Source organism: Enterobacter sp. KB-221C9 (genome assembly GCF_041320715.1).
Taxonomy (GTDB): Bacteria; Pseudomonadota; Gammaproteobacteria; order Enterobacterales; family Enterobacteriaceae; genus Enterobacter; species Enterobacter asburiae_D.
The window spans coordinates 266,675-293,254 of sequence record NZ_JBGIWG010000001.1 but is presented as its reverse complement, the minus strand read 5'-3'; the positions used below and the strand labels follow the sequence as shown (position 1 = coordinate 293,254).

General features: G+C 55.8%; 25 protein-coding genes. 3 read left to right on the top strand and 22 right to left on the bottom strand.

Annotated elements, in window-relative coordinates; genetic code table 11:
* Nucleotides 1-108: 108 nt before the first annotated feature.
* The 14 genes from ptsG to yceD form a co-directional block, all read right to left on the bottom strand.
* The gene (gene ptsG / locus AB8846_RS01420; RefSeq protein ID WP_029739869.1) at nt 109-1,542 is read right to left on the bottom strand and encodes a PTS glucose transporter subunit IIBC; all 1,434 of its coding nucleotides are present in this window, start codon (nt 1,540-1,542) and stop codon (nt 109-111) included.
* Nucleotides 1,543-1,839: 297 nt separating this feature from the next.
* On the bottom strand, nt 1,840-2,634 hold the full coding sequence (locus AB8846_RS01415) for a metal-dependent hydrolase (RefSeq protein ID WP_214578989.1): 795 nt from the start codon (nt 2,632-2,634) through the stop codon (nt 1,840-1,842).
* A 10-nt stretch (nt 2,635-2,644) separates the two neighbouring features.
* Nucleotides 2,645-3,649, bottom strand: a complete 1,005-nt coding sequence (gene holB / locus AB8846_RS01410) for a DNA polymerase III subunit delta' (protein WP_370731836.1) — start codon at nt 3,647-3,649, stop codon at nt 2,645-2,647.
* Nucleotides 3,646-4,287, bottom strand: a complete 642-nt coding sequence (tmk, locus tag AB8846_RS01405) for a dTMP kinase (RefSeq protein ID WP_370731835.1) — start codon at nt 4,285-4,287, stop codon at nt 3,646-3,648. Before tmk ends, holB begins: the two co-directional genes overlap by 4 nt.
* Nucleotides 4,277-5,299: a cell division protein YceG gene (gene yceG, locus AB8846_RS01400; RefSeq protein ID WP_063144629.1), complete on the bottom strand. Its 1,023-nt coding sequence runs from the start codon at nt 5,297-5,299 to the stop codon at nt 4,277-4,279. Before yceG ends, tmk begins: the two co-directional genes overlap by 11 nt.
* A 2-nt stretch (nt 5,300-5,301) precedes the next feature.
* Nucleotides 5,302-6,111: an aminodeoxychorismate lyase gene (gene pabC, locus AB8846_RS01395; RefSeq protein WP_370731834.1), complete on the bottom strand. Its 810-nt coding sequence runs from the start codon at nt 6,109-6,111 to the stop codon at nt 5,302-5,304.
* Nucleotides 6,112-6,231: 120 nt separating this feature from the next.
* On the bottom strand, nt 6,232-7,473 hold the full coding sequence (fabF, locus tag AB8846_RS01390; protein WP_024909028.1) for a beta-ketoacyl-ACP synthase II: 1,242 nt from the start codon (nt 7,471-7,473) through the stop codon (nt 6,232-6,234).
* A 91-nt stretch (nt 7,474-7,564) separates the two neighbouring features.
* The gene (acpP, locus tag AB8846_RS01385; protein ID WP_003857954.1) at nt 7,565-7,801 is read right to left on the bottom strand and encodes an acyl carrier protein; all 237 of its coding nucleotides are present in this window, start codon (nt 7,799-7,801) and stop codon (nt 7,565-7,567) included.
* A gap of 154 nt (nt 7,802-7,955) precedes the next feature.
* Entirely contained in the window at nt 7,956-8,690 is a 735-nt protein-coding gene (gene fabG / locus AB8846_RS01380) for a 3-oxoacyl-ACP reductase FabG (protein WP_008500795.1), read from the bottom strand.
* A gap of 12 nt (nt 8,691-8,702) precedes the next feature.
* Nucleotides 8,703-9,632 (bottom strand): ACP S-malonyltransferase, encoded by a 930-nt coding sequence (gene fabD, locus AB8846_RS01375; RefSeq protein WP_331412639.1) that lies wholly within the window; start codon nt 9,630-9,632, stop codon nt 8,703-8,705.
* Between the two features lie 15 nt (nt 9,633-9,647).
* A complete protein-coding gene (locus tag AB8846_RS01370) occupies nt 9,648-10,601 on the bottom strand; it encodes a beta-ketoacyl-ACP synthase III (protein ID WP_032658014.1) in 954 nt (317 codons plus the stop codon).
* Between the two features lie 6 nt (nt 10,602-10,607).
* Entirely contained in the window at nt 10,608-11,642 is a 1,035-nt protein-coding gene (gene plsX / locus AB8846_RS01365; protein WP_060568787.1) for a phosphate acyltransferase PlsX, read from the bottom strand.
* Nucleotides 11,643-11,722: 80 nt separating this feature from the next.
* Nucleotides 11,723-11,896, bottom strand: a complete 174-nt coding sequence (gene rpmF, locus AB8846_RS01360) for a 50S ribosomal protein L32 (protein ID WP_003857964.1) — start codon at nt 11,894-11,896, stop codon at nt 11,723-11,725.
* 16 nt (nt 11,897-11,912) lie between these two features.
* Nucleotides 11,913-12,434, bottom strand: coding sequence for a 23S rRNA accumulation protein YceD (gene yceD / locus AB8846_RS01355; RefSeq protein WP_014883375.1), 522 nt, complete (start codon nt 12,432-12,434; stop codon nt 11,913-11,915).
* 140 nt (nt 12,435-12,574) lie between these two features.
* On the opposite strand from yceD, the gene AB8846_RS01350 reads away from it, so the two are divergent.
* Complete coding sequence (locus tag AB8846_RS01350) at nt 12,575-13,159, top strand: nucleoside triphosphate pyrophosphatase (protein WP_370731833.1); 585 nt, start codon at nt 12,575-12,577, stop codon at nt 13,157-13,159.
* Nucleotides 13,160-13,259: 100 nt separating this feature from the next.
* Here AB8846_RS01350 and rluC read toward each other — a convergent pair whose 3' ends face one another.
* Nucleotides 13,260-14,207 (bottom strand): 23S rRNA pseudouridine(955/2504/2580) synthase RluC, encoded by a 948-nt coding sequence (rluC, locus tag AB8846_RS01345; RefSeq protein ID WP_024909023.1) that lies wholly within the window; start codon nt 14,205-14,207, stop codon nt 13,260-13,262.
* A 572-nt stretch (nt 14,208-14,779) separates the two neighbouring features.
* On the opposite strand from rluC, the gene rne reads away from it, so the two are divergent.
* The gene (gene rne, locus AB8846_RS01340) at nt 14,780-17,908 is read left to right on the top strand and encodes a ribonuclease E (protein ID WP_370731832.1); all 3,129 of its coding nucleotides are present in this window, start codon (nt 14,780-14,782) and stop codon (nt 17,906-17,908) included.
* A 41-nt stretch (nt 17,909-17,949) separates the two neighbouring features.
* Here rne and AB8846_RS01335 read toward each other — a convergent pair whose 3' ends face one another.
* Nucleotides 17,950-18,852 (bottom strand): LysR family transcriptional regulator, encoded by a 903-nt coding sequence (locus AB8846_RS01335; protein ID WP_074147299.1) that lies wholly within the window; start codon nt 18,850-18,852, stop codon nt 17,950-17,952.
* Between the two features lie 145 nt (nt 18,853-18,997).
* Between AB8846_RS01335 and AB8846_RS01330 the strand changes: the two genes are divergently transcribed.
* Nucleotides 18,998-20,212: an MFS transporter gene (locus AB8846_RS01330; protein WP_370731831.1), complete on the top strand. Its 1,215-nt coding sequence runs from the start codon at nt 18,998-19,000 to the stop codon at nt 20,210-20,212.
* A gap of 75 nt (nt 20,213-20,287) precedes the next feature.
* On the opposite strand, the gene flgL is transcribed toward AB8846_RS01330, so the two are convergent.
* The 6 genes from flgL to flgG form a co-directional block, all read right to left on the bottom strand.
* On the bottom strand, nt 20,288-21,241 hold the full coding sequence (gene flgL, locus AB8846_RS01325) for a flagellar hook-associated protein FlgL (protein ID WP_063144641.1): 954 nt from the start codon (nt 21,239-21,241) through the stop codon (nt 20,288-20,290).
* 14 nt (nt 21,242-21,255) lie between these two features.
* Complete coding sequence (gene flgK, locus AB8846_RS01320; RefSeq protein WP_063144643.1) at nt 21,256-22,896, bottom strand: flagellar hook-associated protein FlgK; 1,641 nt, start codon at nt 22,894-22,896, stop codon at nt 21,256-21,258.
* Between the two features lie 75 nt (nt 22,897-22,971).
* The gene (flgJ, locus tag AB8846_RS01315; protein ID WP_024909017.1) at nt 22,972-23,925 is read right to left on the bottom strand and encodes a flagellar assembly peptidoglycan hydrolase FlgJ; all 954 of its coding nucleotides are present in this window, start codon (nt 23,923-23,925) and stop codon (nt 22,972-22,974) included.
* Nucleotides 23,925-25,022, bottom strand: a complete 1,098-nt coding sequence (locus AB8846_RS01310) for a flagellar basal body P-ring protein FlgI (protein WP_063144647.1) — start codon at nt 25,020-25,022, stop codon at nt 23,925-23,927. Before AB8846_RS01310 ends, flgJ begins: the two co-directional genes overlap by 1 nt.
* A 12-nt stretch (nt 25,023-25,034) precedes the next feature.
* Complete coding sequence (gene flgH, locus AB8846_RS01305; protein WP_024909015.1) at nt 25,035-25,733, bottom strand: flagellar basal body L-ring protein FlgH; 699 nt, start codon at nt 25,731-25,733, stop codon at nt 25,035-25,037.
* Between the two features lie 57 nt (nt 25,734-25,790).
* A complete protein-coding gene (gene flgG / locus AB8846_RS01300) occupies nt 25,791-26,573 on the bottom strand; it encodes a flagellar basal-body rod protein FlgG (RefSeq protein ID WP_008500810.1) in 783 nt (260 codons plus the stop codon).
* Nucleotides 26,574-26,580 lie beyond the last annotated feature (7 nt).

Sequence of the window (26,580 nt, the reverse complement as noted above, 5' to 3'; positions counted from 1 at the left end):
GCCTACCCATCACACAGGCCGGGTAAGGCGCAGCCGCCACCCGGCACCACAAACCGCAGTAATAAAAAAGGCAGCCATTCGGCTGCCTTAGTCTCCCCAGGTCACAACTTAGTTGCTGCGGATGTACTCATCCATTTCGGTTTTCAGGTTATCGGATTTGGTACCGAAGATTGCCTGTACACCAGAACCTGCAACAACTACGCCCGCTGCGCCCAGTTTTTTCAGACCCGGCTGGTCTACTTTCGCGACGTCGGCAACGCTCACACGCAGACGAGTGATGCACGCGTCCAGGTTAGTGATGTTCTCTTTACCACCGAACGCTGCGACCAGTGCCGGAGCCATTTCGCTGGTAGCGCCTGCTTTGCTGTCTTCTGTCGCATCTTCACGGCCTGGGGTTTTCAGGTCCAGTGCCTTAATCAGCACGCGGAAGATGGTGTAGTACGCAACCGCATAGCACGCACCCACGATTGGGAACAGCCACAGTTTGCTGCTGTTACCGGACAGAACGATGAAGTCGATCAGGCCGTGAGAGAAGGACGTACCGTCACGCATACCCAGCAGAATACAGATTGGGAACGCCAGGCCCGCCAGAATCGCGTGGATAACGTACAGGATCGGCGCAACGAACATGAAGGAGAACTCGATCGGCTCGGTGATACCGGTCAGGAACGAGGTCAACGCTGCGGAGATCATGATACCGCCCACTTTTGCACGGTTCTCTGGCTTAGCAGAGTGCCAGATAGCAATCGCAGCTGCTGGCAGACCGTACATTTTGAACAGGAAGCCACCTGACAGTTTACCTGCAGTTGGGTCGCCCGCCATGTAACGTGGGATATCGCCGTGGAATACCTGGCCTGCTGCGTTGGTGAATTCACCAATCTGCATCTGGAATGGAACGTTCCAGATGTGGTGCAGACCAAATGGCACCAGGCAACGCTCGATGAAGCCGTAGATACCAAACGCCACAACCGGGTTCTGGTAAGCAGCCCACTGAGAGAAGGTCTGGATAGCGGAGCCGATTGGCGGCCAGATGAAGGACAGGATCACGCCAGTGAAAATCGCTGCCAGACCAGAGATGATCGGAACGAAACGCTTGCCCGCGAAGAAGCCCAGATACTCAGGCAGCTTGATGCGATAGAAGCGGTTAAACATATACGCTGCAATCGCACCGGAGATGATACCGCCCAGAACACCGGTGTCTGCCAGGTGTTTCGCGGCGATCTCTTCTGCCGGTAAATGCAGAACCAGCGGCGCAACCACAGCCATGGTTTTCACCATGATGCCGTAGGCAACCACTGCAGCCAGCGCAGAAACGCCGTCGTTATTGGTGAAGCCCAGAGCCACACCGATCGCGAAGATCAGAGGCATGTTAGCAAAGACAGAACCGCCTGCTTCGGCCATCACGTGGGACACTACGGCTGGCAGCCAGCTGAAGTTAGCAGAACCGACACCCAGCAGGATACCTGCGATAGGCAGTACGGATACTGGCAGCATCAGCGATTTACCGACCTTTTGCAGGTTAGCAAATGCATTCTTAAACATAATTGAGAGTGCTCCTGAGTATTTGTGCTTTTTTTACGCTTTCACGCATTGGCCCGGGGGGAGTACCGTGCCGTGGACAGGACATCTAAGCGCCCTTTATTTATTACACAGAGTAAAATAATTCCCTCTGAGTTTGTTTGACGGCTATCACGTTTCAGCTTAAGGCGGTCGAAAAACTTTCAGTTATTTACAAAAAGCATGTCCGGATGTGTCTAAAAACACCCTCACCGCCCCAAATGAGGCGGTGAACTTTACTCGCTTTACTTATTAATTACGAGCCTAAAAAAAACAGGTGCATCAGACAGATTGCAGGCGGGCGGGGTCGATATGGAACAGCGTGGAGAAGTTTTCCGTCGTCACACGGGCCAGCTCATCAATGCTGACGCCCTTCAGTACGGCCATGTACTCAGCCACATCTCTCGTCATAGCGGGCTGGTTCTCTTTACCGCGATGCGGTACCGGTGCCAGATACGGCGAGTCTGTTTCCACCAGAATGCGATCGAGCGGAACATAGCGTGCAGCATCACGCAGCTGCTCAGCATTACGGAACGTCACGATCCCCGAAAACGAGATATAAAACCCTAAATCAAGCAGCTTACCCGCCGTTTCTCTGTCTTCTGTGAAACAGTGTAGTACGCCACCGCAATCCGTCACGTTTTCTTCCCGGAGGATCGCCAGCGTATCCGCACGCGCATCGCGGGTGTGGACGATAACCGGCTTGTTCAGCTCCCGGCCAATGCGAATATGGTTACGGAAGGACTCCTGCTGACGCGGTTTGGTTTCCGGCGTGTAAAAGTAGTCCAGCCCGGTCTCGCCCATCGCCACCACGCCCTCTTCTGCTGCCAGTCGGCGCAGCTCCTCAACGTCGTACGCCTCGTCCTGATTCAACGGATGCACGCCGCAGGAGAACACCACGTTATCGCGAACGCCCACCAGCTCACGCATGGAGCGGTAGCCCGGCAGCGTGGTTGCCACCGCAAGACAGAATTTCACATCGCGGGCGGCGGCTTTTGCCAGCACGTCGTCCACGTTTTTATGCAGGGATTGATAATCCAGGCCATCAAGATGGCAGTGTGAGTCGACTAAAAACATAATGTCTCTCTCAGAGATGGGAAACTGGCGGTATGACGCCGGGTTGCAGGTAATGTTCGATACGCAGTAACTGGTCGGTCAGTAAAAGCTCGCGATTAAGACCGGTCACGGTTAAAAGCTGTTCACGACTCTGGCAAATTTCATGGAGCATCGCGTGAAGAATCTTCCCTGAGAGACGGTTCGCCAGCGTATTCACCAGCGGCCACGCATCCGGGTTGGTCAGAAGCGTTGTCCCTTGCTGGATTTTGAGCGCATCCAGCAGCAAGGAGGCCAGCCAGTGCAAACGCTCAACGGCCCGATCGCTGTTAAGTGCAGGCAGTAAACTTAGCCAGTCGTGACTGTTCAGTGAAGCGTCGACGGCCCGGCAGAGCGTTTCTCGCTCTGACCAGACGTCAGGCTGCAGTAATGCCAGCGCCGCAGCAGGCGCACCGCTGCTCAGACGCAAGGCGGTCAGCGCGCTCTCAGGTGACGTTGTCACCTCACGCTCCAGCCAGCTCAGCGCCCACGATTCCTGGGGCACCGCCAGGTGATGGAGACGACAGCGGCTGCGCAACGTGGCCAGCAATCGTCCCGGGTCACGGCATGAGAGGAAAAACCACGTTTTTACCGGCGGCTCTTCCAGGGTTTTGAGCAGAGCGTTAGCGGCCGCCTCGGTGAGCAGCGTGGCGTCTTTAAGCCAGACCACTTTAGCGCCGCCCAGCCGAGCGTGTTCATACAATTTTTCACCGACTTCACGCACGGCATCAATACCGAGCGCGCTTTTGCCCTTCTCAGGCTCAAGCGTGTAGTAGTCAGGATGCGTGCCCGCCTGCATCAGCTGACAGCCACGGCATTTGCCACAGCTCTTGTGCCCTTCCGGCTGCTGACACATCAGAAAACGGGTGATGGCATAAATCAGCGCATCATCACCCATCCCCGGCAATGCCTGAATCAGTAACGCATGATGCCCCCGCCCCGCCTGATAGCTGCCGATCAGCTGTTCAAAGTGTGGGCGCAACCATGGATACCATTTCATGCCTGCTGCTCCTGCACCCACTGCGTAATGGTATGCTGAATATCACGCGTGACGTCGTCCAGGGACTGCGTCGCATCAATGGTACAAATTGAGCTGTCCTGTGCGGCCAGTTCAAGATAGCGCGCACGGGTACGGTTAAAGAAATCAAACGACTCTTGTTCAATGCGGTCCAGCTCGCCGCGCGCGCGGGCACGCTTGAGGCCCACTTCCGGGGTGACATCCAGATAGAGCGTCAGGTCGGGGCGAAAATCACCCAATACGGCATTACGCAGCGTGGCCAGCATTGTCTGGTCGATACCGCGTCCTCCGCCCTGATACGCCTGAGTCGACAGATCGTGACGATCGCCAATCACCCACTTGCCGTCGGCCAGGGCGGGTTTAATAACCGTCTCAACCAGCTGAACGCGCGCCGCGTAGAACATCAGCACTTCGGCTTTGTCAGTGATAACTTCGTCGCCGACGGATTTGATATCCAGTACCAGGCTGCGCAGCTTTTCGGCCAGCTGCGTTCCGCCCGGCTCGCGGGTAAATACTATGTCCGCCACGCCAAGCGCTTTGAGCGTATCCACCACCACGTTGCGGGCGGTGGTTTTACCCGCCCCTTCGAGTCCCTCAATGACAATGTATTTACTGCGCATTTTTTTCCTTAAGTGCCTTCAGATAGTCCTGAACAGAGCGATTGTGGCTGGCAAGGTTGGTGTTAAAGGTATGCCCCCCTTTTCCATCAGCCACAAAATAGAGATACGGTGTTTTAGCCGGATGCGCGGCGGCTTTGAGCGACGCTTCGCTCGGCGTGGCGATCGGGCCCGGCGGCAAACCGCTAATCACGTAGGTATTATACGCCGTTGGCGTCTCCAGATCTTTTCTTGAGATCTTGCCGGTATAGCTCTCGCCCATGCCGTAGATAACGGTAGGGTCGGTTTGCAGACGCATGCCGATGCGCAGACGGTTGATAAAGACTGACGCCACCCGATCGCGCTCGGCGGCAACGGCCGTCTCTTTCTCGATAATCGAGGCCATGGTGACAAACTGATTTTGATCTTTATAGGGTAAACCATCCATTCGCCCTTCCCAGGCGGCATCCACGGCGGCGACCATTTTTTTGTGCGCCCGCTTCAGGATGGCAACATCGGTCGTGCCTGCCGTGTACATCCAGGTATCTGGCCAGAACCAACCTTCCACCCATTCCGGGTGTTCAAACTTCAGCGCGTCAGCCACCGTCTGATAGCTATCGTCTTTTAACGTATGTTTGATATACGGCGCGTCACGCAGCTGTTTGAGGTAATCGCTCAGGCGCATTCCTTCCACAAACCGCAGGGGAAACTGGGCTTCTTTGCCGCTTTCCAGCAGCTGCAGCATCTCTCTGACGGTCATTCCCGGCGTAAAGCGATAGGTACCGGCTTTAAAATGCGACAGCTCAGGCTCCACGCGCAATAACCACTGGAAGACCCGTGGACGATTGATAATCTTGTCGCCATAGAGCTGTTCCCCCAGCGCCTGACGGCCGGTTCCCGCTTTCAGGGTAAAGATCGTTTCGTCTTTAACCAGGATTTTGCTGTCCGCCAGCTGGCGAACTTTCCATACGCCAGCTCCGCCAGCGACGCCCAGCGCAACGATGAGGATAAGGACAAAGCGCAACATTTTTTTCATGACTATCTGGTTTGCTCACATATCGGGGCTAAAAACTGAAACAGCTCGCGCGAAGACCAGCGTTGTTGGCCATACGCACGGACGGGTACAACAGGCATCAGCGCATTGCAGATGATGACTTCATCTGCGGTGTGTAGCGCGGCTTCTCCTGCGCTAACTTCGACAACGCGAAAGCCAGAGCGTGCCAGCTGTTGCAGACAAAACTGACGCATTAACCCATTTACGCCAGCGTGCTCCAGCGACGGGCTGAACACATCTTCCCCCTGCCGCCAGAGTAAATTAGCCGCACAGCATTCCGTAATGAACCCTTCGCTGTCAAGAACCAGCGCCTCATCGGCGTCCGTCTGTTCAAGATGAGTACGAATGAGCACCTGCTCCAGGCGATTGAGATGCTTAAGCCCGGCCAGCATCGGGTTTCGTCCCAGCCGTACCGGGCTCAGCGTCAGCGTGACGCCGTCTTCTCGCCAGCGAGAGTAATGCGCGGGATAAGCAGAAACGGAGAGAATACGCGTTGGGTTGATACACGATGCGGCGCTGTAACCCCGGCCACCGCTACCGCGGCTGATGATGACCTTGAGTACGCCGCTGTGCTTCCCCGACGCGAGCTGGCACATTTCCTGGCGCAGTGTGTCCCAGTGCGTAAAGGGGATCATTAACTTTTCACAGCCATGCTGCAAGCGTTGAATATGCGCCTCCAGCAGGCAGACATCGCCATCAAGAATGCGCGCCGTCGTAAAGCAACCATCACCGAACTGTATCGCCCTGTCGCTGGCAGGCAGCGTGTCCTGCTCAAGGCCATTGATTAAAAACATGGTGGCTCCTTATGCGTGGGCGTTTAGTCTGGCAGGATGTCATGCAGCCGACAAGAAGATTAGGCTTAATAAAAAAGGCCCGACAAGCGGACCTTTTTAAATGCTATCGGGACGACAGGATCAGATCTTTTTGAAGATCAGAGAGCCGTTGGTGCCGCCGAAACCGAAGGAGTTACACAGGGTGTACTCCATACCGCTAACCTGACGCGCTTCGTGAGGAACGAAGTCCAGATCGCAACCTTCATCCGGGTTATCCAGGTTGATGGTTGGCGGAACAGCCTGATCGCGCAGCGCAAGGATGGAGTAGATTGACTCTACTGCACCCGCCGCACCCAACAGGTGACCGGTCATGGATTTCGTGGAGCTCACCATTACGCGGCTGGCAGATTCGCCGAAGATAGACTTAACCGCCTGAGCTTCAGCTTTATCGCCTGCAGGCGTAGAGGTGCCGTGCGCATTCACGTAGCCGATTTGTGCTGGGGTAATACCCGCATCACGAATCGCGTTTTCCATCGCCAGTGCAGCACCTGCACCGTTCTCAGGAGGAGACGTCATGTGGTAAGCATCGCTGCTCATGCCGAAACCAACGATTTCAGCATAAATTTTCGCACCGCGTTTTTTCGCGTGTTCGTACTCTTCCAGTACGATCATGCCCGCCCCGTCGCCCAGCACAAAGCCGTCACGGTCTTTATCCCACGGACGGCTCGCCGCCTGCGGGTTATCATTACGGGTAGACAGCGCACGCGCCGCACCAAAACCGCCGACACCCAGTGGGGTACTGGCTTTTTCAGCACCGCCCGCAACCATAGCATCTGCATCGCCGTACGCGATAATGCGCGCGGCCTGGCCGATGTTATGTACGCCAGACGTACAGGCGGTCGCGATAGAAATGCTTGGCCCACGCAGGCCGAACATGATGGTCAGGTGACCCGCCACCATGTTAACAATCGTGGACGGAACGAAGAACGGGCTGATCTTACGCGGGCCGCCATTCATCAGAGATGTATGGTTTTCCTCGATCAGGCCAAGACCGCCAATCCCGGAGCCGATAGCGGCGCCGATACGGGTTGCGTTCTCTTCCGTAATCACAAGGCCAGAATCCTGCATGGCCTGAACGCCAGCGACAATTCCATATTGAATGAAGGCATCCATCTTGCGCTGTTCTTTGCGCGAGATGATCTCTTCACAGTTAAAATCCTTTACTAAGCCAGCAAATTTCGTTGCATAGGCGCTAGTATCGAAATGGTCGATTAGGCTGATGCCGCTCTGACCGGCAAGGAGAGCTTTCCAGGTGGACTCTACGGTATTGCCGACAGGAGACAACATGCCAAGTCCGGTCACAACTACACGACGCTTAGACACGTTTGTCCTCCAGGGAGGGATAAAAAAAGAGATTCGTGGGACTAAAAAAGATAAAACTCAGGCGGTCGAATGACCGCCTGGAGATGTTCACTTACGCCTGGTGACCGTTGATGTAATCAATGGCAGCCTGAACGGTGGTGATCTTCTCAGCTTCTTCGTCCGGAATCTCAGTATCAAACTCTTCTTCCAGAGCCATTACCAGCTCAACGGTGTCAAGAGAATCTGCGCCCAGGTCTTCAACGAAGGAAGCGGAGTTCACAACTTCTTCCTGCTTAACGCCCAGCTGTTCGCCGATAATTTTCTTAACGCGTTCTTCGATAGTGCTCATACTCTTAAATTTCCTATCAAAACTCGCTTTCGCGATGGTTTTCGTAGTGTATAAAATGTTGAAAAATTTGCAACTAAATCCCGGCAGTTCGTACCACGATTTTACGTTATTTTGAGGCCATTCGCCCTAATAACGCAAATATTTTTCATCGTGGTTAAACCATATACATCCCGCCGTTGACGTGGAGGGTCTCACCAGTGATGTAACCCGCTTCGTCAGAGGCTAAAAATGCAACCGCACTGGCGATTTCTTTAGGGTCGCCAAGACGACCCGCCGGAACTGCCGCCAGCGTACCCGCACGCTGCTCATCAGTCAGCGCACGCGTCATGTCCGTTTCAATAAAGCCCGGAGCAACAACGTTTACCGTAATACCGCGGGACGCAACTTCACGCGCCAGCGACTTACTGAAACCAATCAGGCCTGCTTTCGCCGCAGCGTAGTTAGCCTGACCAGCATTTCCCATGGTACCAACCACAGAACCGACAGTGATAATACGACCATGACGCTTTTTCATCATAGCGCGCATTACCGCTTTTGACAGACGGAATACAGATGACAGGTTGGTTTCGATGATATCGTTCCACTCGTCGTCTTTCATTCGCATTAACAGGTTATCGCGAGTGATCCCGGCATTGTTTACCAGAATATCCACTTCGCCAAACTCTGCGCGAATATTTTCCAGAACAGATTCGATAGATGCAGGTTCAGTCACATTCAGCACCAGACCTTTACCGTTTGCACCCAGATACTCGCTGATGGCCTGAGCGCCATTCTCGCTGGTTGCTGTACCAATCACCTTCGCGCCGCGCGCAACCAGTGTTTCAGCAATTGCACGCCCGATACCGCGGCTTGCGCCAGTGACCAGGGCGATTTTTCCTTCAAAACTCATGGTATTCCTCTTTTATTGCGAGAGTGCCGCTGACATTGCTTCCGGCTCGTTAATCGCCGAGGCTGTCAGGGTGTCAACAATACGTTTCGTCAGACCGGTGAGGACTTTACCTGGGCCGACTTCATACAGATGCTCAACGCCCTGAGAGGCCATAAACTCAACGGTTTTGGTCCACTGTACCGGGCTGTAGAGCTGGCGAACCAGCGCGTCACGGATAGCTTCCGGCGTGGTTTCGCATTTCACATCGACGTTGTTCACAACGGAAATCGTCGGTGCGTTAAACGCAATTTTTTCCAGCTCAACCGCCAGTTTCTCGGCAGCAGGCTTCATCAGCGCACAGTGAGACGGCACGCTAACAGGCAGCGGCAGCGCACGTTTAGCACCCGCAGCTTTACAGGCCGCGCCGGCACGTTCAACCGCTTCTTTATGGCCAGCGATAACCACCTGGCCCGGCGAGTTGAAGTTTACCGGAGAGACAACCTGGCCTTCAGCGGATTCTTCACACGCTTTTGCAATTGCAGCATCATCCAGACCGATGATGGCAGACATGCCGCCCGTGCCTTCCGGCACCGCTTCCTGCATGAATTTGCCGCGCAGTTCAACCAGACGTACCGCGTCAGCAAACGCGATCACGCCGGCACACACCAGCGCAGAGTATTCACCCAGGCTGTGACCCGCGAGCAGCGCTGGCGCTTTACCGCCCTGCTGCTGCCAGACACGCCACAGCGCAACGGACGCGGTCAGCAACGCTGGCTGGGTCTGCCAGGTTTTGTTCAGTTCTTCGGCCGGCCCCTGCTGGGTCAGCGCCCATAAATCATAACCCAGTGCATCAGAAGCTTCACGGAAAGTCTCTTCAATTACCGGATAGTGTGCTGCCATTTCAGACAACATCCCAACGGTTTGAGAGCCCTGGCCCGGGAACACAAAAGCAAATTGCGTCATTTTTAATTCCTTATACTAGAAACGAACCAGCGCGGAACCCCAGGTGAACCCGCCACCGAAGGCTTCAAGCAAGACCAGCTGGCCCCGTTTGATTCGCCCGTCGCGTACCGCTTCATCAAATGCGCACGGTACCGACGCCGCAGAGGTGTTGCCGTGACGATCCAGCGTCACCACAACGTTATCCATCGACATGCCGAGCTTTTTCGCGGTCGCGCTGATGATACGCAGGTTAGCCTGATGCGGCACCAGCCAGTCGAGCGCGGAGCGCTCAAGGTTATTCGCTTCCAGCGTTTCATCAACGATGTGCGCAAGCTCGGTCACCGCCACCTTGAACACCTCGTTCCCAGCCATAGTCAGGAAAATCGAGTTGTCCGGATTAACGCGATCGGCGTTAGGCAGGGTCAACAGTTCGCCGTAGCTGCCATCAGCATGCAGATGCGTCGAGATGATACCCGGCTCTTCGGACTGCCCCAGCAGCACCGCGCCCGCACCATCACCAAAAATAATGATCGTTCCGCGATCGGTTGGATCGCAGGTGCGCGCCAGCACGTCAGCACCGATCACCAGCGCATATTTAACGGCACCGGATTTCACGTACTGATCGGCGACGCTCAGCGCATAGGTGAAGCCTGCGCACGCGGCAGCGACGTCAAACGCCGGGCAGCCTTTAATGCCGAGCATGTTCTGCACCTGGCACGCCGCACTTGGGAAAGCATGCGTAGCAGACGTCGTGGCGACCACGATCAAACCAATCTGTTCTTTATCAATGCCCGCCATTTCGATAGCACGCTGTGCGGCTTCGTAACCCATGGTAGAGACGGTTTCGTCTGGCGCGGCAATACGACGTTCACGGATACCTGTGCGCGTGACAATCCACTCGTCAGACGTATCTACCATTTTTTCCAGATCGGCGTTGGTACGCACTTGTTTTGGCAGGTAGCTGCCGGTACCTAAAATCTTCGTATACATGTACGCTCAGTCACTTTTAGCTAATACAGATTCCAGGCGAGCGGCAATCCGCTGAGGGACTTGTCGCTGCACCGCCTGCACTGCCTGTTCAATCGCGACAGCAAATGCTCGCTGATTGGCGGCGCCATGACTCTTAATCACGATGCCGCGCAATCCTAACAGACAGGCGCCATTATACTGGTCGGGGTTGAGGTGACTGAATCGCCGCGTCAGGCTCTTTTGTAACCAACGCTTCAATAAAATCAGCCACCAGGCGCTTTTTTTGCCTTCCCCCTGAGATTTCAGCAGAGAAAGGAACATGCGCACGACCCCTTCCATGGTCTTCAACGTGACGTTTCCGGTGAAGCCATCGCACACCAGAACATCCGTTTTACCCGTCAACAACTCATTGGCTTCGAGATAACCAATATAGTTGATGGAGGGAACCTGTTTGAGCAATTCAGCCGCTTCGCGAATGCTGTCCAGGCCTTTGGTCTCTTCTTCACCAATGTTCAGTAACGCAACACGGGGAGTGTTGATCCCGACGACTTCTTCTGCCAGCACCGATCCCATCACGGCAAACTGAGCCAGCATAGTACTATCACAGTCGACGTTAGCGCCCAAATCGAGCACCACCGTTTTGCCCTTCTGCTGATGCGGTAACACCGTCACCAGCGCCGGACGCTCAATACCTTCAATAGGTTTGAGCAGTAATTTAGACAGCCCCATCAGCGCGCCGGTATTCCCCGCGCTAACGCAAGCCTGGGCTCGCCCTTCTTTCACCAGCTCCAGCGCTATCCGCATAGAGCTGCCACGACTATTGCGAATAGCCTGCGAGGGTCGGGCATCACTGGCAATAACTGACTGCGCAGGAATAATCTGCAGACGCGAACGTTGTTCAAAGTCAGCTTTTGCGAGTAATGGCGTGATTGCGTCGGGATTGCCGACTAAAAGAAGTGTGAGTTGCGAATTAGAATTCAGTGCCTGCAATGCTGCAGGCACTGTCACGGAAGGGCCAAAATCTCCCCCCATGACATCTAACGCCAGGGTTAGACGTGTCAAGGTATCGTCGCAGCCTGGTTCGGTAAATTCCCCGTTTGCACGGGGAAATCCTCACTAAGCCTAATCACGCTTACGCGTGATTACTTAGTGATAACCTTGCGGCCGCGGTAGAAACCGTCAGCGGTGATGTGGTGACGCAGGTGTTTCTCACCAGAAGTCTTGTCTACAGACAGGCTGGTAACTGCGGTCAGCGCGTCATGGGAACGACGCATGCCACGTTTGGAACGGGTTGGTTTATTCTGTTGTACGGCCATGGACCTTACTCCTCAATTACTTACGCTTTAAGCTGGCTAATACGGCAAATGGGTTTGGTTTTTGCGCTTCATCAGGCAGTTCCCCAAAGACCATGTCCGCCTCGGACACTTCACAGTGTTCAGAATCATGCACCGGAACCACTGGCAAGGTGAGGATGATTTCATCTTCAACCAGAGCCAGAAGATCGATTTCACCGAATTCGTTAACCTCAATCGGCTCATACGCTTCCGGGAGTGCTTCAGCCTGTTCGTCAGAACGAACGGGACTGAAACAATACGTTGTGTGAACATGCTGTACAAACGGTTTCCCGCAACGCTGACACTCGAGCGTTACCGTCACCTTTGCATCACCGGTTAAAACGGCGAGACGCTGGTTGTCGATAGCGAACGACATGGAGCATTCTACATCACTGTCCACACTGACTACGGATTCGGCAATACGCTCAGCCTGATCGGAAGTATAGATACCTTCATAATCGAGGCGTTTTTGAGCCGTACGAACCGGATCAAGAGTCAGGGGTAATTTTACCTTTTGCATAGGGCGCGCATATTAACTTTGTAACGTCATAGAGTCAAAGAAAAAGGCAACCAGAGCTGCCTTTTGCCAATTATTCGCACACATTGCGGCCTGTAGTTTAAAATGGCTGGCATCGATACGCTATATCTGGTGATAAAAATATGCCAAATCTCGTCCTTGCCTCAACTTCTCCCTACCGCCGAACGCTGCTGGAAAAGCTCGGGATCCCGTTTGAATGCGCCGCACCAGAGGTTGATGAGACGCCACAGCCGGGCGAGTCACCGCGTCATCTGGTGACGCGTCTCGCGAAAGAGAAAGCGCAGTCGCTGGCCGCACGTTACCCCGCACATTTGATTATAGGCTCCGACCAGGTTTGCGTGCTGGACGGCGAAATCACCGGCAAGCCCCATTCGGAGGAGAACGCCTGCCAGCAGCTTCTGCGTGCGCGAGGCACTATCGTGACCTTTTATACCGGCCTAGCGCTCTATAACTCCGCCACCGGTCATCTGCAAACGGAGTGCGAGCCTTTCGATGTGCATTTTCGCCATCTCAGCGAGCAAGAGATCATGGACTATGTGCGTCGGGAACGTCCGCTGAACTGCGCAGGAAGCTTTAAAAGTGAAGGACTGGGAATTGCGCTGTTCGACAAGCTGGACGGTCGCGATCCCAACACGCTGGTGGGGTTACCGCTGATTGCCTTGTGTCAGATGTTAAGACGAGAAGAGTGTAATCCGCTGACCATGTGACTGGGACGCTGCGGCCTGATGCCCTCACCCCGGCCCTCTCCCACAGGGAGAGGGAGCAAACATTAAAAACGGCAACATTCGTTGCCGTTTTACGTTTACCTTAGCCGCGCAGAACCTTAAGACAGCGTTTCAACTGCTCATCCAGCGGCGCTTCAATACGGATGACTTCTCCCGTATTAGGATGGGTAAACTTCAGCGCTGCCGCATGCAGGAACAGACGCGACAGTCCCGTCCCCGCCAGCTGCTTATCAAACTCGCGGTCGCCATAGCGGTCATCAAAGGCGATTGGGTGCCCTGCAAACTGCGTATGCACGCGGATCTGGTGGGTACGACCGGTCACCGGACTGCAGCGCACCAGCGTGGCAAACTCATAGCGCTCTTCAACTTTAAAGCGCGTCTCAGACGGTTTCCCTTCCTGGCTCACGCGGACAATACGTTCACCGCTTTGCAGAATGTTCTTCAGCAGCGGCGCCTGCACCACTTTTACATGGGACTGCCACTGGCCGCGAACCAGCGCCAGGTAATCTTTCTGCATCCCTTTTTCACGCAGCTGTTCATGCAGCGAACGCAGCGCAGAACGCTTTTTCGCCACCAGCAGTACGCCAGAGGTGTCACGGTCAAGACGGTGCACCAGCTCAAGGAAACGCGCTTCCGGGCGCAGGGCTCGCAGCCCTTCAATCACCCCAAAGCTCAGACCGCTACCGCCATGGACAGCCGTTCCTGACGGTTTATTGAGCACCAGAATGTGGTCATCTTCGTAAAGGATCACATCGCTCAGGGCCGCCACTTTCTGTAGCTTTGGTGAAACGGTCTCTTCTTCACGTTCCGCAACGCGCACCGGCGGAATACGCACTTCATCGCCCGCCTCGAGTTTGTACTCGGGCTTCACGCGCTTTTTGTTAACCCGCACCTCGCCCTTACGCAGGATGCGGTAAATCATGCTCTTTGGCACACCTTTCAACTGGGTGCGCAAAAAGTTATCGATACGTTGCCCCGCGTCATCTTCGGCGATAGCAACCATTTTTACGGCTGGAGTCTCTGTTTTCATGGTTGGCGATTCTAAATATCGTCAGCCATTAGCGCCACTCATTTTTCTATGCTTATATTTACTTTTATCCGGCCAGCTTCCCGTTTCGCGCAACCGATTTGGTGGTTATTAAACCAATCGCCGTTCTGAAGTGAAGAAACTGTGAGTAACCGGGTGATAATTGGTAAAAGTCATCTTGCTATAACCCGGCGAGCAGTGGAATAATGAGGCTGTTTTCCGTGTTAAATCCTGGTTAAGTAAGGATGTTGACGGAATGACCAATTTTGTCTGACCGATCATCCACGCAGCAATGGCGTAAGACGTATTGATCTTTCAGGCAGTTAGCGGGCTGCGGGTTGCAGTACTTCCCGGTATAAGGATTGTTCTCTGGAGAGTTCTACCCAGGCAATTCCCCTGATAATTGCGCTGTGTTTCCGTATGAAGCACAGGCAACCGACACTCTGCGCCTCTTAAGCGAGCGACAACCGTGAGGTTGGCGACGTGAACAGACACGAGGCCATCGGTTCATACCCCGGAAAGCGTCACCTTGCCCGCAGCTTTGTCGTCAATGTAAGAATAACGAGTAAGTTACGATGAAAAGAATGTTAATCAACGCAACTCAGCAAGAAGAGTTGCGTGTCGCCCTTGTGGATGGGCAGCGCCTGTACGATCTGGATATCGAAAGTCCTGGACACGAACAGAAAAAAGCGAACATTTACAAAGGTAAAATCACCCGCATTGAACCAAGCCTTGAAGCTGCATTTGTCGATTACGGTGCTGAGCGTCATGGTTTCCTCCCTCTGAAAGAAATCGCCCGCGAATATTTCCCTGCAAACTACAACGCCCATGGCCGCCCAAACATCAAAGATGTTCTGCGTGAAGGTCAGGAAGTTATCGTTCAGATTGATAAAGAAGAGCGCGGCAACAAAGGTGCCGCACTGACCACCTTTATCAGCCTGGCAGGGAGCTATCTGGTTCTGATGCCTAACAACCCGCGTGCGGGTGGTATCTCTCGCCGTATCGAAGGTGATGACCGTACCGAGCTGAAAGAAGCGCTGGCAAGCCTCGAACTGCCTGATGGCATGGGGCTTATCGTGCGTACCGCAGGCGTAGGCAAATCAGCCGAAGCGCTGCAATGGGACCTGAGCTTCCGTCTGAAGCACTGGGAAGCCATTCAGAAAGCAGCGGAAAGCCGCCCTGCTCCGTTCCTGATCCACCAGGAAAGCAACGTTATCGTGCGTGCCTTCCGTGATTATCTGCGTCAGGACATCGGTGAGATTCTGATCGATAACCCGAAAGTGCTTGAGCTGGCGCGCCAGCACATCGCCGCGCTGGGTCGTCCGGATTTCACCAGCAAAATTAAACTGTACACCGGTGAAATCCCGCTGTTCAGCCACTATCAGATCGAATCCCAGATTGAGTCGGCCTTCCAGCGTGAAGTGCGTCTGCCTTCCGGCGGTTCTATCGTCATCGATACCACTGAAGCGCTCACCGCTATCGACATCAACTCCGCGCGTGCAACGCGCGGTGGCGATATCGAAGAGACCGCCTACAACACTAACCTCGAAGCCGCTGATGAAATCGCCCGCCAGCTCCGCCTGCGCGACCTGGGTGGTCTGATCGTTATCGACTTCATCGACATGACCCCTGTACGCCACCAGCGTGCGGTTGAAAACCGCCTGCGCGAAGCGGTGCGTCAGGACAGGGCGCGTATCCAGATTAGCCATATCTCACGCTTTGGCCTGCTGGAGATGTCCCGTCAGCGTCTGAGCCCGTCTCTCGGTGAGTCCAGCCATCACGTTTGTCCGCGCTGCTCCGGCACCGGTACCGTGCGTGATAACGAATCTCTGTCCCTCTCCATTCTGCGTCTGATTGAAGAAGAAGCGCTGAAAGAGAACACCAAAGAGGTTCACGCCATTGTGCCTGTGCCCGTTGCCTCTTACCTGCTTAACGAAAAACGTGCAGCTGTCAGTGCGATTGAAGCGCGTCAGGGTGGCGTTCGCTGCATCATCGTGCCAAACGACCAGATGCAGACCCCACACTATCACGTACTGCGTGTGCGTAAGGGCGAAGAGACGACCACCCTCAGCTACCTGCTGCCGAAGCTGCATGAAGAAGAGATGGCCCTGCCATCCGATGAAGAGCCTGCAGAGCGCAAACTGCCAGAGCAGCCTGCGTTAGCGACCTTCATCATGCCAGAAGCGCCACCGGAAGCAGCGCTGGAAAAACCTGCTGCCAAACCTGAAGCGCAGAAACCAGAAGCAGCGGCAGCGAAGGTCCAGCCGGCACAGCCGGGTCTGCTGAGCCGCTTCTTTGGCGCGCTGAAGAAGATGTTTGCTGAAGAAGACGTTCAGCCAGAGCAGCCGAAAGAAGAGCCTAAAGCGGCCAAACCAGAGCGTCAGCAGGATCGTCGCAAGCGTCAAAACAACCGCCGCGATCGTAACGACCGCAGCGACCGTAATGACCGTAATGACCGCAGCGAGCGTCGTGACAACCGTGACAATCGCTCTGAGAATGGTGAAGGCCGCGAGCAACGCGAAGACAACCGTCGCAACCGTCGCGAGAAACAACAGCCGAATGTTGAAGATCGTGAAATTCGCCAGCAGGCGGGCGATGAGTCTGAGAAGAGCAAACAGCGTGATGACCAGCAGCCGCGCCGTGAACGCAGCCGTCGTCGTAACGACGAGAAGCGTCAGGCACAGCAGGAAGTCAAAAACCTGAACCGCGAAGAGCCTGTTGAACAGCAGGACGGCGAGCAGGAAGAACGTACTCAGGTTATGCCGCGTCGTAAGCAGCGCCAGCTTTCTCAAAAAGTTCGCTTCGCCTCTGAAGTAACCGAAGAGTCAGCCGTTGTCGCGGTTGAAACCAGCGAGAGCACAACCGGTACGCAGCTGGCGAAAGTTGATCTGCCAGCGGTCGTTGAAAACAACGTTGAGCAGGACGATAACGGTGAAAACCGTGATAACGCCGGTATGCCGCGCCGTTCACGCCGTTCTCCACGTCATCTGCGCGTCAGCGGCCAGCGCCGCCGTCGCTATCGTGACGAGCGCTACCCGACTCAGTCTCCAATGCCGCTGACCATTGCCTGTGCTTCACCAGAAATGGCCTCCGGTAAAGTCTGGATCCGCTACCCGGTTGCTCGCCCGGAGCAGGTTGTTGAAGAACAGCCTGTAACCGAAGAGGTGATTGCACCGGCAGCAGCGGTAGAAGACGTCATGACTGAAGCGGCAACCGTGGTTGAACCTCAGGTTGTTGAAACTGAAGCACCTCAGGCAGTGGAAGTTGAAACCACCCATCCAGAAGTGATTGCCGCGCCGGTTGATGCCGCACCGCAGCTTATCGCCGAAGAAGATGCCGTGGTGGCTGAGGAAATCGCTGAAGAGGCTGAACCTGTAGCCGCAGTGGAAGACACCGCTGAAACCCTCGTTGAAACCACCACTGAAGAAGTCGTTCAGGACGTTGAGATTCAGGTTGAACCGGTTGTTGAAGAACCGAAAGCGGCTGAAGTGAAACCTGAGCCGGTTGTCTCTGCACCAGCCGCTGCCCACGTGGCGACAGCACCAATGACGCGCGCCCCGGCGCCGGATTACGTGCCTGAAGCCCCGCGTCACAGTGACTGGGTTCGCCCGGAGTTCAACTTCGACGGTAAAGGCGCTGCAGGCGGCCACAGTGCAACGCATCAGGCGACCGCACCGGCAACGCGTCCGCAGTCTGTCGAATAACGACGCTGAAAGTAAAAAGCCGACCTTAGGGTCGGCTTTTTTTATGGCTGCTGCACGGGCTTTCTCATCCCGGTGACCTCCGGCATGACCTGCCGCATCAGCTCCAGAAAACGCCGCAAGCGTGCCGGATAATAACGGGACCAGGGGTAAACCAGATGCACCGGTAACGCCGCTGGCTGCCAGTCTGGCAGCAAATGCACCAGCCGCCCTTCCCGAATATCATCCTGTACCGTCCAGCTGGATACCACCGCCACGCCAAGGCCGGTGAGCGCCGTATTGCGTGCGACATACAGGCTATCGGTGCTGAGGCGTGGGGTAATCGCCACTCGCGCGGTGGCAGGTGATGCATCGTGAAAGAGCTCGACATGGCGCTGGTAGAAAGAGCTGATGGCTATCCAGGGAAACTGCTGCAAATCCTCCGGCGTGGTAACCGTCGGAAAACGGGCCAGCAGCGCCGGTGAAGCCACCACCGAGCGCGGCACTTCCGCCAGCAGCACGGATACGGTCGCCGGATCGACTTCCACGCCCACCCGAATAGCACAGTCAAGGTTGTCGCCGAGGAAGTCCGCCGACCGATCGTTGAGCATCCACTCAATCGAAAGCTGCGGATAGCGTTGCAAAAATTCGGTTACGGGTTTCAGAAGCTGATCCTGACCAAACGCGTGGGGTGCCCGCACCCGCAGCACGCCTACGGGCTCATCTTCCGTGTGCCCCACCTCATCTTCCAGCGCCAGCCAGCTGTCAATCACCCGGCGAGCATGCTGATAGCAGCGCTCGCCATCATCCGTCAGCCGCGTCGTGTGGGTGGTACGCAGTATCAGGCGCACCCCCAGCATGGTCTCCAGCGACTGTAACCGCCTGCTCACCGTGGCCTGGGTGGTTGCAAGCTGCCGCGCCGCCGCAGAGAGGGAACCCGCCTCCACAATTCGAACAAACGTCCGCATTAACTCCACCCTGTCTATACGCTCAGCTCTTTTCATCGCATTTTCATTTATACGTTCAACGTATAAGCGTTTTACCACCGGGCCCGCTACCGTCGCAAGGCGTACTGATAAAAAATAGCCTCACACGACGAATGAGGAACATCTTATGAACACAACAACCGCCGCCCATGCCGTGAGCCGCTGGGTAATCTTAATGCTGGCGATAGGTGCAGGTTTCAGCGTGGCATCTATCTATTATGCCCAGCCTCTGCTGCCGCTGATGGGCGCAGACCTTCACCTGAGTATCGAAGGAATGGGCCTGGTCCCGACGCTCACCCAGGCGGGATATGCCCTGGGGATCCTGTTCCTGCTACCGCTCGGCGATCGCCACGACCGCAGGACGTTAATCCTGATAAAGAGCGCGGCGCTGGCGCTGTTTCTTCTCGGCTGTAGCCTGACCGGGCAGATCCATTCTCTGCTGCTGGCAAGCCTGCTCATCGGCATGGCCGCCACCATGGCACAGGATATCGTCCCTGCCGCGGCCATCCTTGCGCCGGAGGGTAAACAGGGGAAAACCGTGGGCACGGTAATGACCGGGCTGCTGATGGGTATCTTATTATCAAGAACCGTGAGCGGCGTGGTGGGCGAAGCGTTTGGCTGGCGCGTCATGTACCAGCTGGCGGCGGCGAGCATTGCGTTCATCGGAGTGATGATGTGGTTTGTGCTTCCCCGTTTTGCCATTCACTCCACGCTGAGCTACCCGGCGCTGATGCGCTCAATGGAACATCTGTGGCGTCGCTATCCGGCTCTGCGCCGTGCGGCGCTGGCCCAGGGTTTTCTGTCGATTGCCTTTAGCGCCTTCTGGTCTACGCTTGCGGTCATGCTGCTAGAACGCTATCACCTGGGCAGTGCCGTAGCGGGGGGCTTTGGTATTGCGGGTGCCGCCGGTGCGTTAGCTGCCCCGCTGGCGGGAGGTCTGGCGGACAAACTCGGCGCGGGAAAAGTCACGCAGCTTGGTGCCGTTCTTGTGACCGTTTCATTCGCTCTGATGTTCCTGATGCCCGCGTTGAGCGTTCATGGACAGCTGATACTGATCGCCGTCTCTGCCGTCGGGTTCGACCTGGGTCTGCAGTCCAGCCTGGTCGCTCACCAGAACCTGGTATACAGCCTTGAGCCGCAGGCGCGGGGTCGTCTCAATGCCCTGCTCTTTACGGTGGTCTTTATCGGGATGGCGCTGGGCTCCGCGTTAGGCAGCAATATCTACTCGCTGGCCGGCTGGACGGGCGTGGTCGCGCTGGCGACAGTCTGTGGCGTCATTGCGCTGGCAATCCGTCTGATAGAAAGCGCTCGAGTCGCCTCCGCACCGGCGGAAGTTGCATAAAAAAAATGCCCAATCCAGACGAATTGGGCAGTAAAACATGCCCAGTTTCAAGACATGCTCTAAGAGGTCAAGATGTTATTTGTTCAGCTGGAACAGAGACATGCCCTGCATATCGCTAAACGCTTTATAAGACGCCTGCAAGGCCGCCTGCTGCATGGTGTAAGAGGAAATCGCTTCGTTCCAGTCAACATCCACCAGGTCACTCATCTGCTTGGTCTGACCCAGCGCGCGGTCATCACCCAGCGTATCGAGTTTTTCCAGCTCGTTCATCTTGGTTCCCACATCCGCAACGACCGTCAGGACATTGTTCTGGGCGTTTTTGATGCCGATTTGCGCATTGGTAATCACCTGGCTTTGCGCCGTTGCGGCAGCCGGATCGTTCTCAATCGGTGTCTTCAGCGACGCAATGGCAGAATCCAGGATTTTGAACATGTTTGTTTCGCCATATCCACCGCCCGGCAGCTGTTCCGCATTACTGGTAATGCTTTCGAAAATTTGCTGTCCGGTATGGCTAATGGTCATATTTCGCGCCGTATCAACCTGCTGCGTGATAGCCTCTGCGCCGCCGTTGTAATCCCCGGTCGCGGCATCAAACGGTGCGCTCTCGGTTTTGTATCCCGCAAAGATAAAGCGACCGTTGCCATCCGTCGTGTTGGCCAGGTTCATCAGCTGATCGCGGATCCCCTGAATATCGGTCGCCAGAGAAAGACGGTCGTCATCGCTTAATGTGCCGTTTGAGGCGTAAACCAGCTTCTCGCGCACGCTTGAGATCGCGGTATTCACCTGCGTTAACACGTTATCTTCCAGCGAGACCTTCTGTGTTGCAAAGGTACGCGCGAGTGCGAACTGGCTGTTTTGCGACTGAGATTGCGACAGAACGATGGCCTGCGACGCGGCGATAGGATCGTCCGAAGGACGATTGACGCGCTTACCGGTGGACATCTGCTCACCGTAGCTCAGCCATCTGCTCTGGGAATCGGTGATCCCACGCATGTTCTGCTCGTACATCATCTGGGTGCTAATACGCATTGTTCACCTCAACCTTAACGAATGTTGATAATTGCATCGAAGAGCGTACTGGCAGTTTGTAGTACCTGGGCATTGGCCAGGTAATACTGCTGATAACGCTGCAAATTGCCATACTCTTCGTCGAGGTTTACCCCAGAGATGGTCTGCTGCTGCTTGATTAACTGCGTTTCCACATTGGCTTTCGTCTGGCTACTCACCTTCAGAGACGCCGTTGAGCTACCGACGGTACTGACGAGCGAGGCATACGCATCGTTGAAGGTTTTATTCCCACCCACTACTTTGCCGTTTTGCAGATCGAGCAGTTTTTGACCGTTACGGTTGTCACTTTCGCCGCCGTTCTGCACCGATGCCATCGCCAGTTTGGACTCGTCGCTGATCGCGAGATCCATGTTCATGATGACGTTGGAAACAGGCTTCACGGTGAAACTATCTTTGGTATTTGCCGTGCCGCTGACGTTGACGTTAAGGCCATCAAACGACAGATTACCGCTGGCATCCGGGCTCATCGTAAAGCTGGTTTTGTCTGATGTGCGGGTGACAGTCCAGTCAGTGCCGTTAAACTGCAGCTTATAGTCTGTCGCCTGGACCTGTTTACTGTCCGTCACAGAGGCCGTGACAACGGCCGAGCCGCCGTTCTTGCTGTTGGAAAGCACCGCCGGAGAACCAAAGTTGAACAGCTTACCGCCCGCATCACCGTTTGCATCAAAACCGGCTTCATGCTGCGTGTTCATCGCATCGGCAAAGGCCAGCGCCATCTGGTTCAGGCTGTTACGGGCTTTATCCAGATCTTCATTACGGAAGCTCAGTAAACCGCCCAAAGAACCGGTGGTGATAAATTTCTCGGGGATCTCAATATTGCCCGCCACGTCATCGACGTAGGCGATGGTCGTACGAGCCGGATCGGCGCTGGACTTCACGGCCGCCAGCTGGCTGGCTTTGCTGCCCTGCACCAGGCTGTAACCGTTGCCGAGAGAGATATTAAACGTGCCGCTATCCTGTACCGAGACTTCCACGCCCACGATTTTGTTCAGTTCGGTCACAAGCTGATCGCGCTGGTCAAGCAGGTCGTTAGGTGAAGCACCCGCACCGACACCGGTCAGACGAGAAATCTGATCGTTCAGATTCGCAATCTGTGTCGCGTAGTTGTTGATCTGAGACACGCTGCTGGAGATGGCGGTATTAACCTGCGTATCCTGGTCACGGAGATACTGATCGGTGGTTTTAAACTGATTGACCAGACCACTCGCTTTACCCAGCACCGTCTGACGTGCTGCCGGGTCTTCCGCGTTACTCACCAGGGTTTGCAGGCTTTTGAAAAAGTCTTGCAGGGTGGTGGAGAGCGAGTTGGTGGTATCGGAGAGCACATCGTCGATTTTTGACATCTGCTGATAGCGCGTCGTCAGACCGCTGCTCTGCGTCTGCGCGGCGCGCAGCTGGTTGGTGATGAAGGCGTCATACTCACGCTGTACACCGGAGACATAGACTCCGTTACCCACCCAGCCACCGCCGGTCAGCGTGCTGTTAGATGCGCCCAGCACCGTGGTCTGGCGGGTGTAACCTGCCACGTTATAGCTTGAAATATTATTACTGACGGTATTGAGTGCCGACTGCGCAGCACTGAGGCCACTCATGGCGCTGTTAATCAAACTGGACATGGGGGTTCCTTTTATACGTTCAGACACGAGTCCTGATGAAGGTTATCGGCAACCTCCACCGGGACTTGAGAACTTTCAGAACAGATTTTCAATATCTGTGCTATAGGCTTTGCTGACCTTCTCGCCCATGGATTTCAGCTGCTGGATCATGCTGGTGAGCTTACGCGCATAGTTCGGGTCAGTCGCGTAGCCCGCGTTTTGCAGCGCCTGAGCTCCCTGCTCCGCCGTCGCCGCCTGCGTAACGGCGGTATAACGCGGATTTCGGCTCAGCAGGCCGACATAATCGGACAATGCTTCCAGATAAGAGCTGTAGACGCGGAATTTTGCTTTGACCTTCACCGCCGCACCGTTCTCGTATTCGGTGGTCGTGATCTCCGTTGTCGGCCCCTTCCAGCTGGAGGTGGCCTTCACGCCGAAGATGTTGAAGCTCGGCTCGCCGTTTTCCTTGCGGATCTGGCGCTGGCCCCAGCCCGACTCCAGCGCAGCCTGCGCCAGAATCAGGTGATGCGGCACGCCGCTCTGTTCGCTGGCAAGGCGCGCAGGCAGAGAAAGCTGCGCCAGGAAGTCTTTGCTGTCGCCCGAGAGCGGCTCATCGCCGCTGCCCGTGGCTTTTGGCATCGCTTTACGCACCAGCTGCGTCAGAGCCTGGTTTTGGTAACTGGTCACCGTTTCCAGGTCAAACTTCATCGGCACCTGCTGCGGCTGCTCCTGAGGCTGAATGCCCTGCGCGGCTTCGGTCTGTTTCACAATCATGTCAGCCAGACCGAGGCCTTTACCGGCGGTCATCTGCTGCGCAATCTGCTGGTCATACATGCTGGTGTAGAGACGCGTTGAATCACTGCTGAACATCCCGTCTTTCGGCAGGGTTTCACGCATGCTTTTCAGCATCATCTGTACAAACATCCCCTCCACCTGGCGGGCGACCGGGCGGATATTCGCCGCCGGGTCTTTTCCTGCTTTGGTTTTCAGTTCGTTGAGCGACTGGGCGTCCCAGGCTGCACTGGTCAACAGTTTGCTATCGGTCAGCATTAGATGATTTCCAGTTTGGCGCGCAGGCAGCCCGCGCTTTGCATGGATTGCAGAATGGACATCAGGTCCATCGGCGTTGCGCCCAGGGCGTTCAGGGCACGCACCACGCTGTTCAGGTTGGCGCTGGAGCGAACGCTCTGCAGTGACCCGCCGCTCTGACGCATATCAATCTGCGTTTGCGGCGTCACCACCGTCTGACCGCCACCAAATGGCGTGTTCGGCTGGCTCACGTTCGCGGAGCGGTTTACCGTCACGGAAAGGTTACCCTGCGCGACGGCACAGCTGTCCAGCGACACTTCCCGGTTCATCACCACCGAGCCGGTACGGGAGTTGATGATCACCTTAGCATCCTGTACCGGAACGTTCACTTCCATATTCTGGATATCCGCCAGCATGCGCACCTGGTTGCTGCTGCCGGTGGAGGTACGGATCTGCACGGTGCGCGCATCGAGTGCCGTTGCATTACCGTAGCCGCGGCTGCGGTTGATGGTATCGGCAATTTGCTGCGCCATCGTGAAGTCTTCATTATTGAGCTGCAGGTTGATGGTATTGCCTGTGCCAAACTGGGTTGGCAGTTCACGCTCAATGATCGCCCCGTTGGTGATACGCCCACCGTTCAGCTGGTTCACCTGCACGCTGCTTCCGCCTGCGGATGCACCCGCACCGCCAACCAGAATGTTCCCCTGCGCCAGCGCATAGACCTGGCTGTCCACGCCTTTCAGCGGAGTCATCAGCAGCGTACCGCCGCGCAGGCTTTTGGCGTTACCCATTGAGGAAACCACCACATCAATGGTCTGCCCCTGACGCGCAAACGCCGGGAAGGACGCGGTGACCATTACCGCGGCCACGTTTTTCAGCTGCATGTTGGTTCCCGCCGGCACGGTAATGCCGAGCTGGGAAAGCATGTTGTTCAGGCTTTGGGTGGTGAACGGCGTCTGTGTCGTCTGGTCACCGGTACCATCCAGCCCCACCACCAGGCCGTAGCCAATCAGGGAGTTTTCACGTACGCCCTGAACGCTGGTGAGGTCGCGAATACGGTCAGCCTGGGCAAAGGTTGCCACCAGCGCGAGCGCCACGGCGAAGATCGATTTAAACATGGGTCACCTCGCTTACATCGGCGATAAATTAAGGAAGAAGCGCTGCAGCCAACCCATATTTTGCGCTTCATTGATATAGCCGTTACCGACGTACTCAATGCGCGCATCCGCCACCTGGGTGGACGGAACGGTGTTGGTGCCGCTGATGGTGCGAGGGTTAACCACGCCCGAGAAGCGAATGAATTCAGTGCCCTGGTTGATGGCGATCTGTTTTTCACCCACAACGTGCAAGTTGCCGTTAACCAGTACCTGGTCAACCGTGACCGTCAGCGTACCGCTGAAGGTGTTGCTGGCGTTCGCGCCGCCTTTGCCGTTAAAGGTGTTGCCGCCGGACGCGTTCACATCAGCACGCGCGTTGCCGAACAGCCCTTCGAGATAGCGTGGCACGGTATCGAAGCCAAAATTGGTTTTGCCATCGCGGCTGGCGTTCGCCGACGAGCTCTTGCTCGCGCTGACGTTTTCCTGCAGCACAATGGTCAATGTATCGCCGACATTACGCGGGCGGCGATCTTCAAACAGCGGCTGATAGCCGTAATTAATCGGCTGCGCGGTCTGGAAAATGGAGCCGTTTACCACTGGCGCAGGGCCAGGAACGGGTTGGGCAGTCGTCGCACCCTGGACCAATGGTTTAGACGGGATCAAAGCACACCCGCTGAGGGTGACAGCCAGAACAGTCAGTATCGGATAACGAAACGCCGCGTTTTTTTGCATTGCCTTCATCTTCGAAAACAGGGAGCCGGTGCGGCGTTTACCGCACCGGGCTACACCTTAGAGTTGCGTCAGTTTCTGCAGCATCTGGTCGGTCGTCGACACTGCTTTACTGTTAATTTCATACGCGCGCTGAACCTGGATCATATTCACCAGCTCTTCCGCCACGTTCACGTTGGACGTTTCAACATAACCCTGGTACAGCAGGCCCGCACCGTTCAGGCCCGGGGTGCTCTCATTGGGCGTACCGGAGGATTGCGTTTCGGTGTAGAGGTTCTCACCAATGCTTTCCAGACCGGTATCGTTCATGAAGGTGGTCAGGTTGAGCTGCCCAACCTGAACCGGCGCGGCCTGTCCCTGCTGGGTCACACTGACCACACCGTCACGTCCGATGGTGATGCTCAGGGCGTTCGCCGGGATGGTGATCGCAGGCTGAACCTGGAAACCGCCCGCCGTCACCAGCTGGCCGTTCTGATCGACCTGGAACGAACCGTCGCGGGTATAGGCAGAGGTACCGTCAGGCAGCTGCACCTGGAAGAAGCCCTGGCCTTTGATCGCCACGTCTTTACTGTTGTTGGTCTGAGACAGGTTGCCCTGGCTGTGCAGGCGCTCGGTGGCCACCGGGCGAACGCCGGTACCGATCTGCAGGCCCGACGGCAGCGTCGTCTGTTCAGAAGACTGCGCGCCCGGCTGGCGGATGGTTTGATAAAGCAAATCTTCGAAAACGGCGCGCTGACGCTTGAAACCATTGGTGCTCACGTTTGCCAGGTTGTTGGCAATCACGTCCATATTGGTTTGCTGGGCGTCCAGGCCTGTTTTCGCGATCCATAAAGAACTGATCATAAGGAGT

What these genes read in the sequence shown, in the direction of transcription:
- ptsG (WP_029739869.1), bottom strand. Translation starts at nt 1,542, where the DNA reads ATGTTTAAGAATGCATTTGCTAACCTGCAAAAGGTCGGTAAATCGCTG.
- AB8846_RS01415 (WP_214578989.1), bottom strand. Translation starts at nt 2,634, where the DNA reads ATGTTTTTAGTCGACTCACACTGCCATCTTGATGGCCTGGATTATCAA.
- holB (WP_370731836.1), bottom strand. Translation starts at nt 3,649, where the DNA reads ATGAAATGGTATCCATGGTTGCGCCCACACTTTGAACAGCTGATCGGC.
- tmk (WP_370731835.1), bottom strand. Translation starts at nt 4,287, where the DNA reads ATGCGCAGTAAATACATTGTCATTGAGGGACTCGAAGGGGCGGGTAAA.
- yceG (WP_063144629.1), bottom strand. Translation starts at nt 5,299, where the DNA reads ATGAAAAAAATGTTGCGCTTTGTCCTTATCCTCATCGTTGCGCTGGGC.
- pabC (WP_370731834.1), bottom strand. Translation starts at nt 6,111, where the DNA reads ATGTTTTTAATCAATGGCCTTGAGCAGGACACGCTGCCTGCCAGCGAC.
- acpP (WP_003857954.1), bottom strand. Translation starts at nt 7,801, where the DNA reads ATGAGCACTATCGAAGAACGCGTTAAGAAAATTATCGGCGAACAGCTG.
- fabG (WP_008500795.1), bottom strand. Translation starts at nt 8,690, where the DNA reads ATGAGTTTTGAAGGAAAAATCGCCCTGGTCACTGGCGCAAGCCGCGGT.
- fabD (WP_331412639.1), bottom strand. Translation starts at nt 9,632, where the DNA reads ATGACGCAATTTGCTTTTGTGTTCCCGGGCCAGGGCTCTCAAACCGTT.
- AB8846_RS01370 (WP_032658014.1), bottom strand. Translation starts at nt 10,601, where the DNA reads ATGTATACGAAGATTTTAGGTACCGGCAGCTACCTGCCAAAACAAGTG.
- rpmF (WP_003857964.1), bottom strand. Translation starts at nt 11,896, where the DNA reads ATGGCCGTACAACAGAATAAACCAACCCGTTCCAAACGTGGCATGCGT.
- yceD (WP_014883375.1), bottom strand. Translation starts at nt 12,434, where the DNA reads ATGCAAAAGGTAAAATTACCCCTGACTCTTGATCCGGTTCGTACGGCT.
- AB8846_RS01350 (WP_370731833.1), top strand. Translation starts at nt 12,575, where the DNA reads ATGCCAAATCTCGTCCTTGCCTCAACTTCTCCCTACCGCCGAACGCTG.
- rluC (WP_024909023.1), bottom strand. Translation starts at nt 14,207, where the DNA reads ATGAAAACAGAGACTCCAGCCGTAAAAATGGTTGCTATCGCCGAAGAT.
- rne (WP_370731832.1), top strand. Translation starts at nt 14,780, where the DNA reads ATGAAAAGAATGTTAATCAACGCAACTCAGCAAGAAGAGTTGCGTGTC.
- AB8846_RS01335 (WP_074147299.1), bottom strand. Translation starts at nt 18,852, where the DNA reads ATGCGGACGTTTGTTCGAATTGTGGAGGCGGGTTCCCTCTCTGCGGCG.
- AB8846_RS01330 (WP_370731831.1), top strand. Translation starts at nt 18,998, where the DNA reads ATGAACACAACAACCGCCGCCCATGCCGTGAGCCGCTGGGTAATCTTA.
- flgL (WP_063144641.1), bottom strand. Translation starts at nt 21,241, where the DNA reads ATGCGTATTAGCACCCAGATGATGTACGAGCAGAACATGCGTGGGATC.
- flgK (WP_063144643.1), bottom strand. Translation starts at nt 22,896, where the DNA reads ATGTCCAGTTTGATTAACAGCGCCATGAGTGGCCTCAGTGCTGCGCAG.
- flgJ (WP_024909017.1), bottom strand. Translation starts at nt 23,925, where the DNA reads ATGCTGACCGATAGCAAACTGTTGACCAGTGCAGCCTGGGACGCCCAG.
- AB8846_RS01310 (WP_063144647.1), bottom strand. Translation starts at nt 25,022, where the DNA reads ATGTTTAAATCGATCTTCGCCGTGGCGCTCGCGCTGGTGGCAACCTTT.
- flgH (WP_024909015.1), bottom strand. Translation starts at nt 25,733, where the DNA reads ATGCAAAAAAACGCGGCGTTTCGTTATCCGATACTGACTGTTCTGGCT.
- flgG (WP_008500810.1), bottom strand. Translation starts at nt 26,573, where the DNA reads ATGATCAGTTCTTTATGGATCGCGAAAACAGGCCTGGACGCCCAGCAA.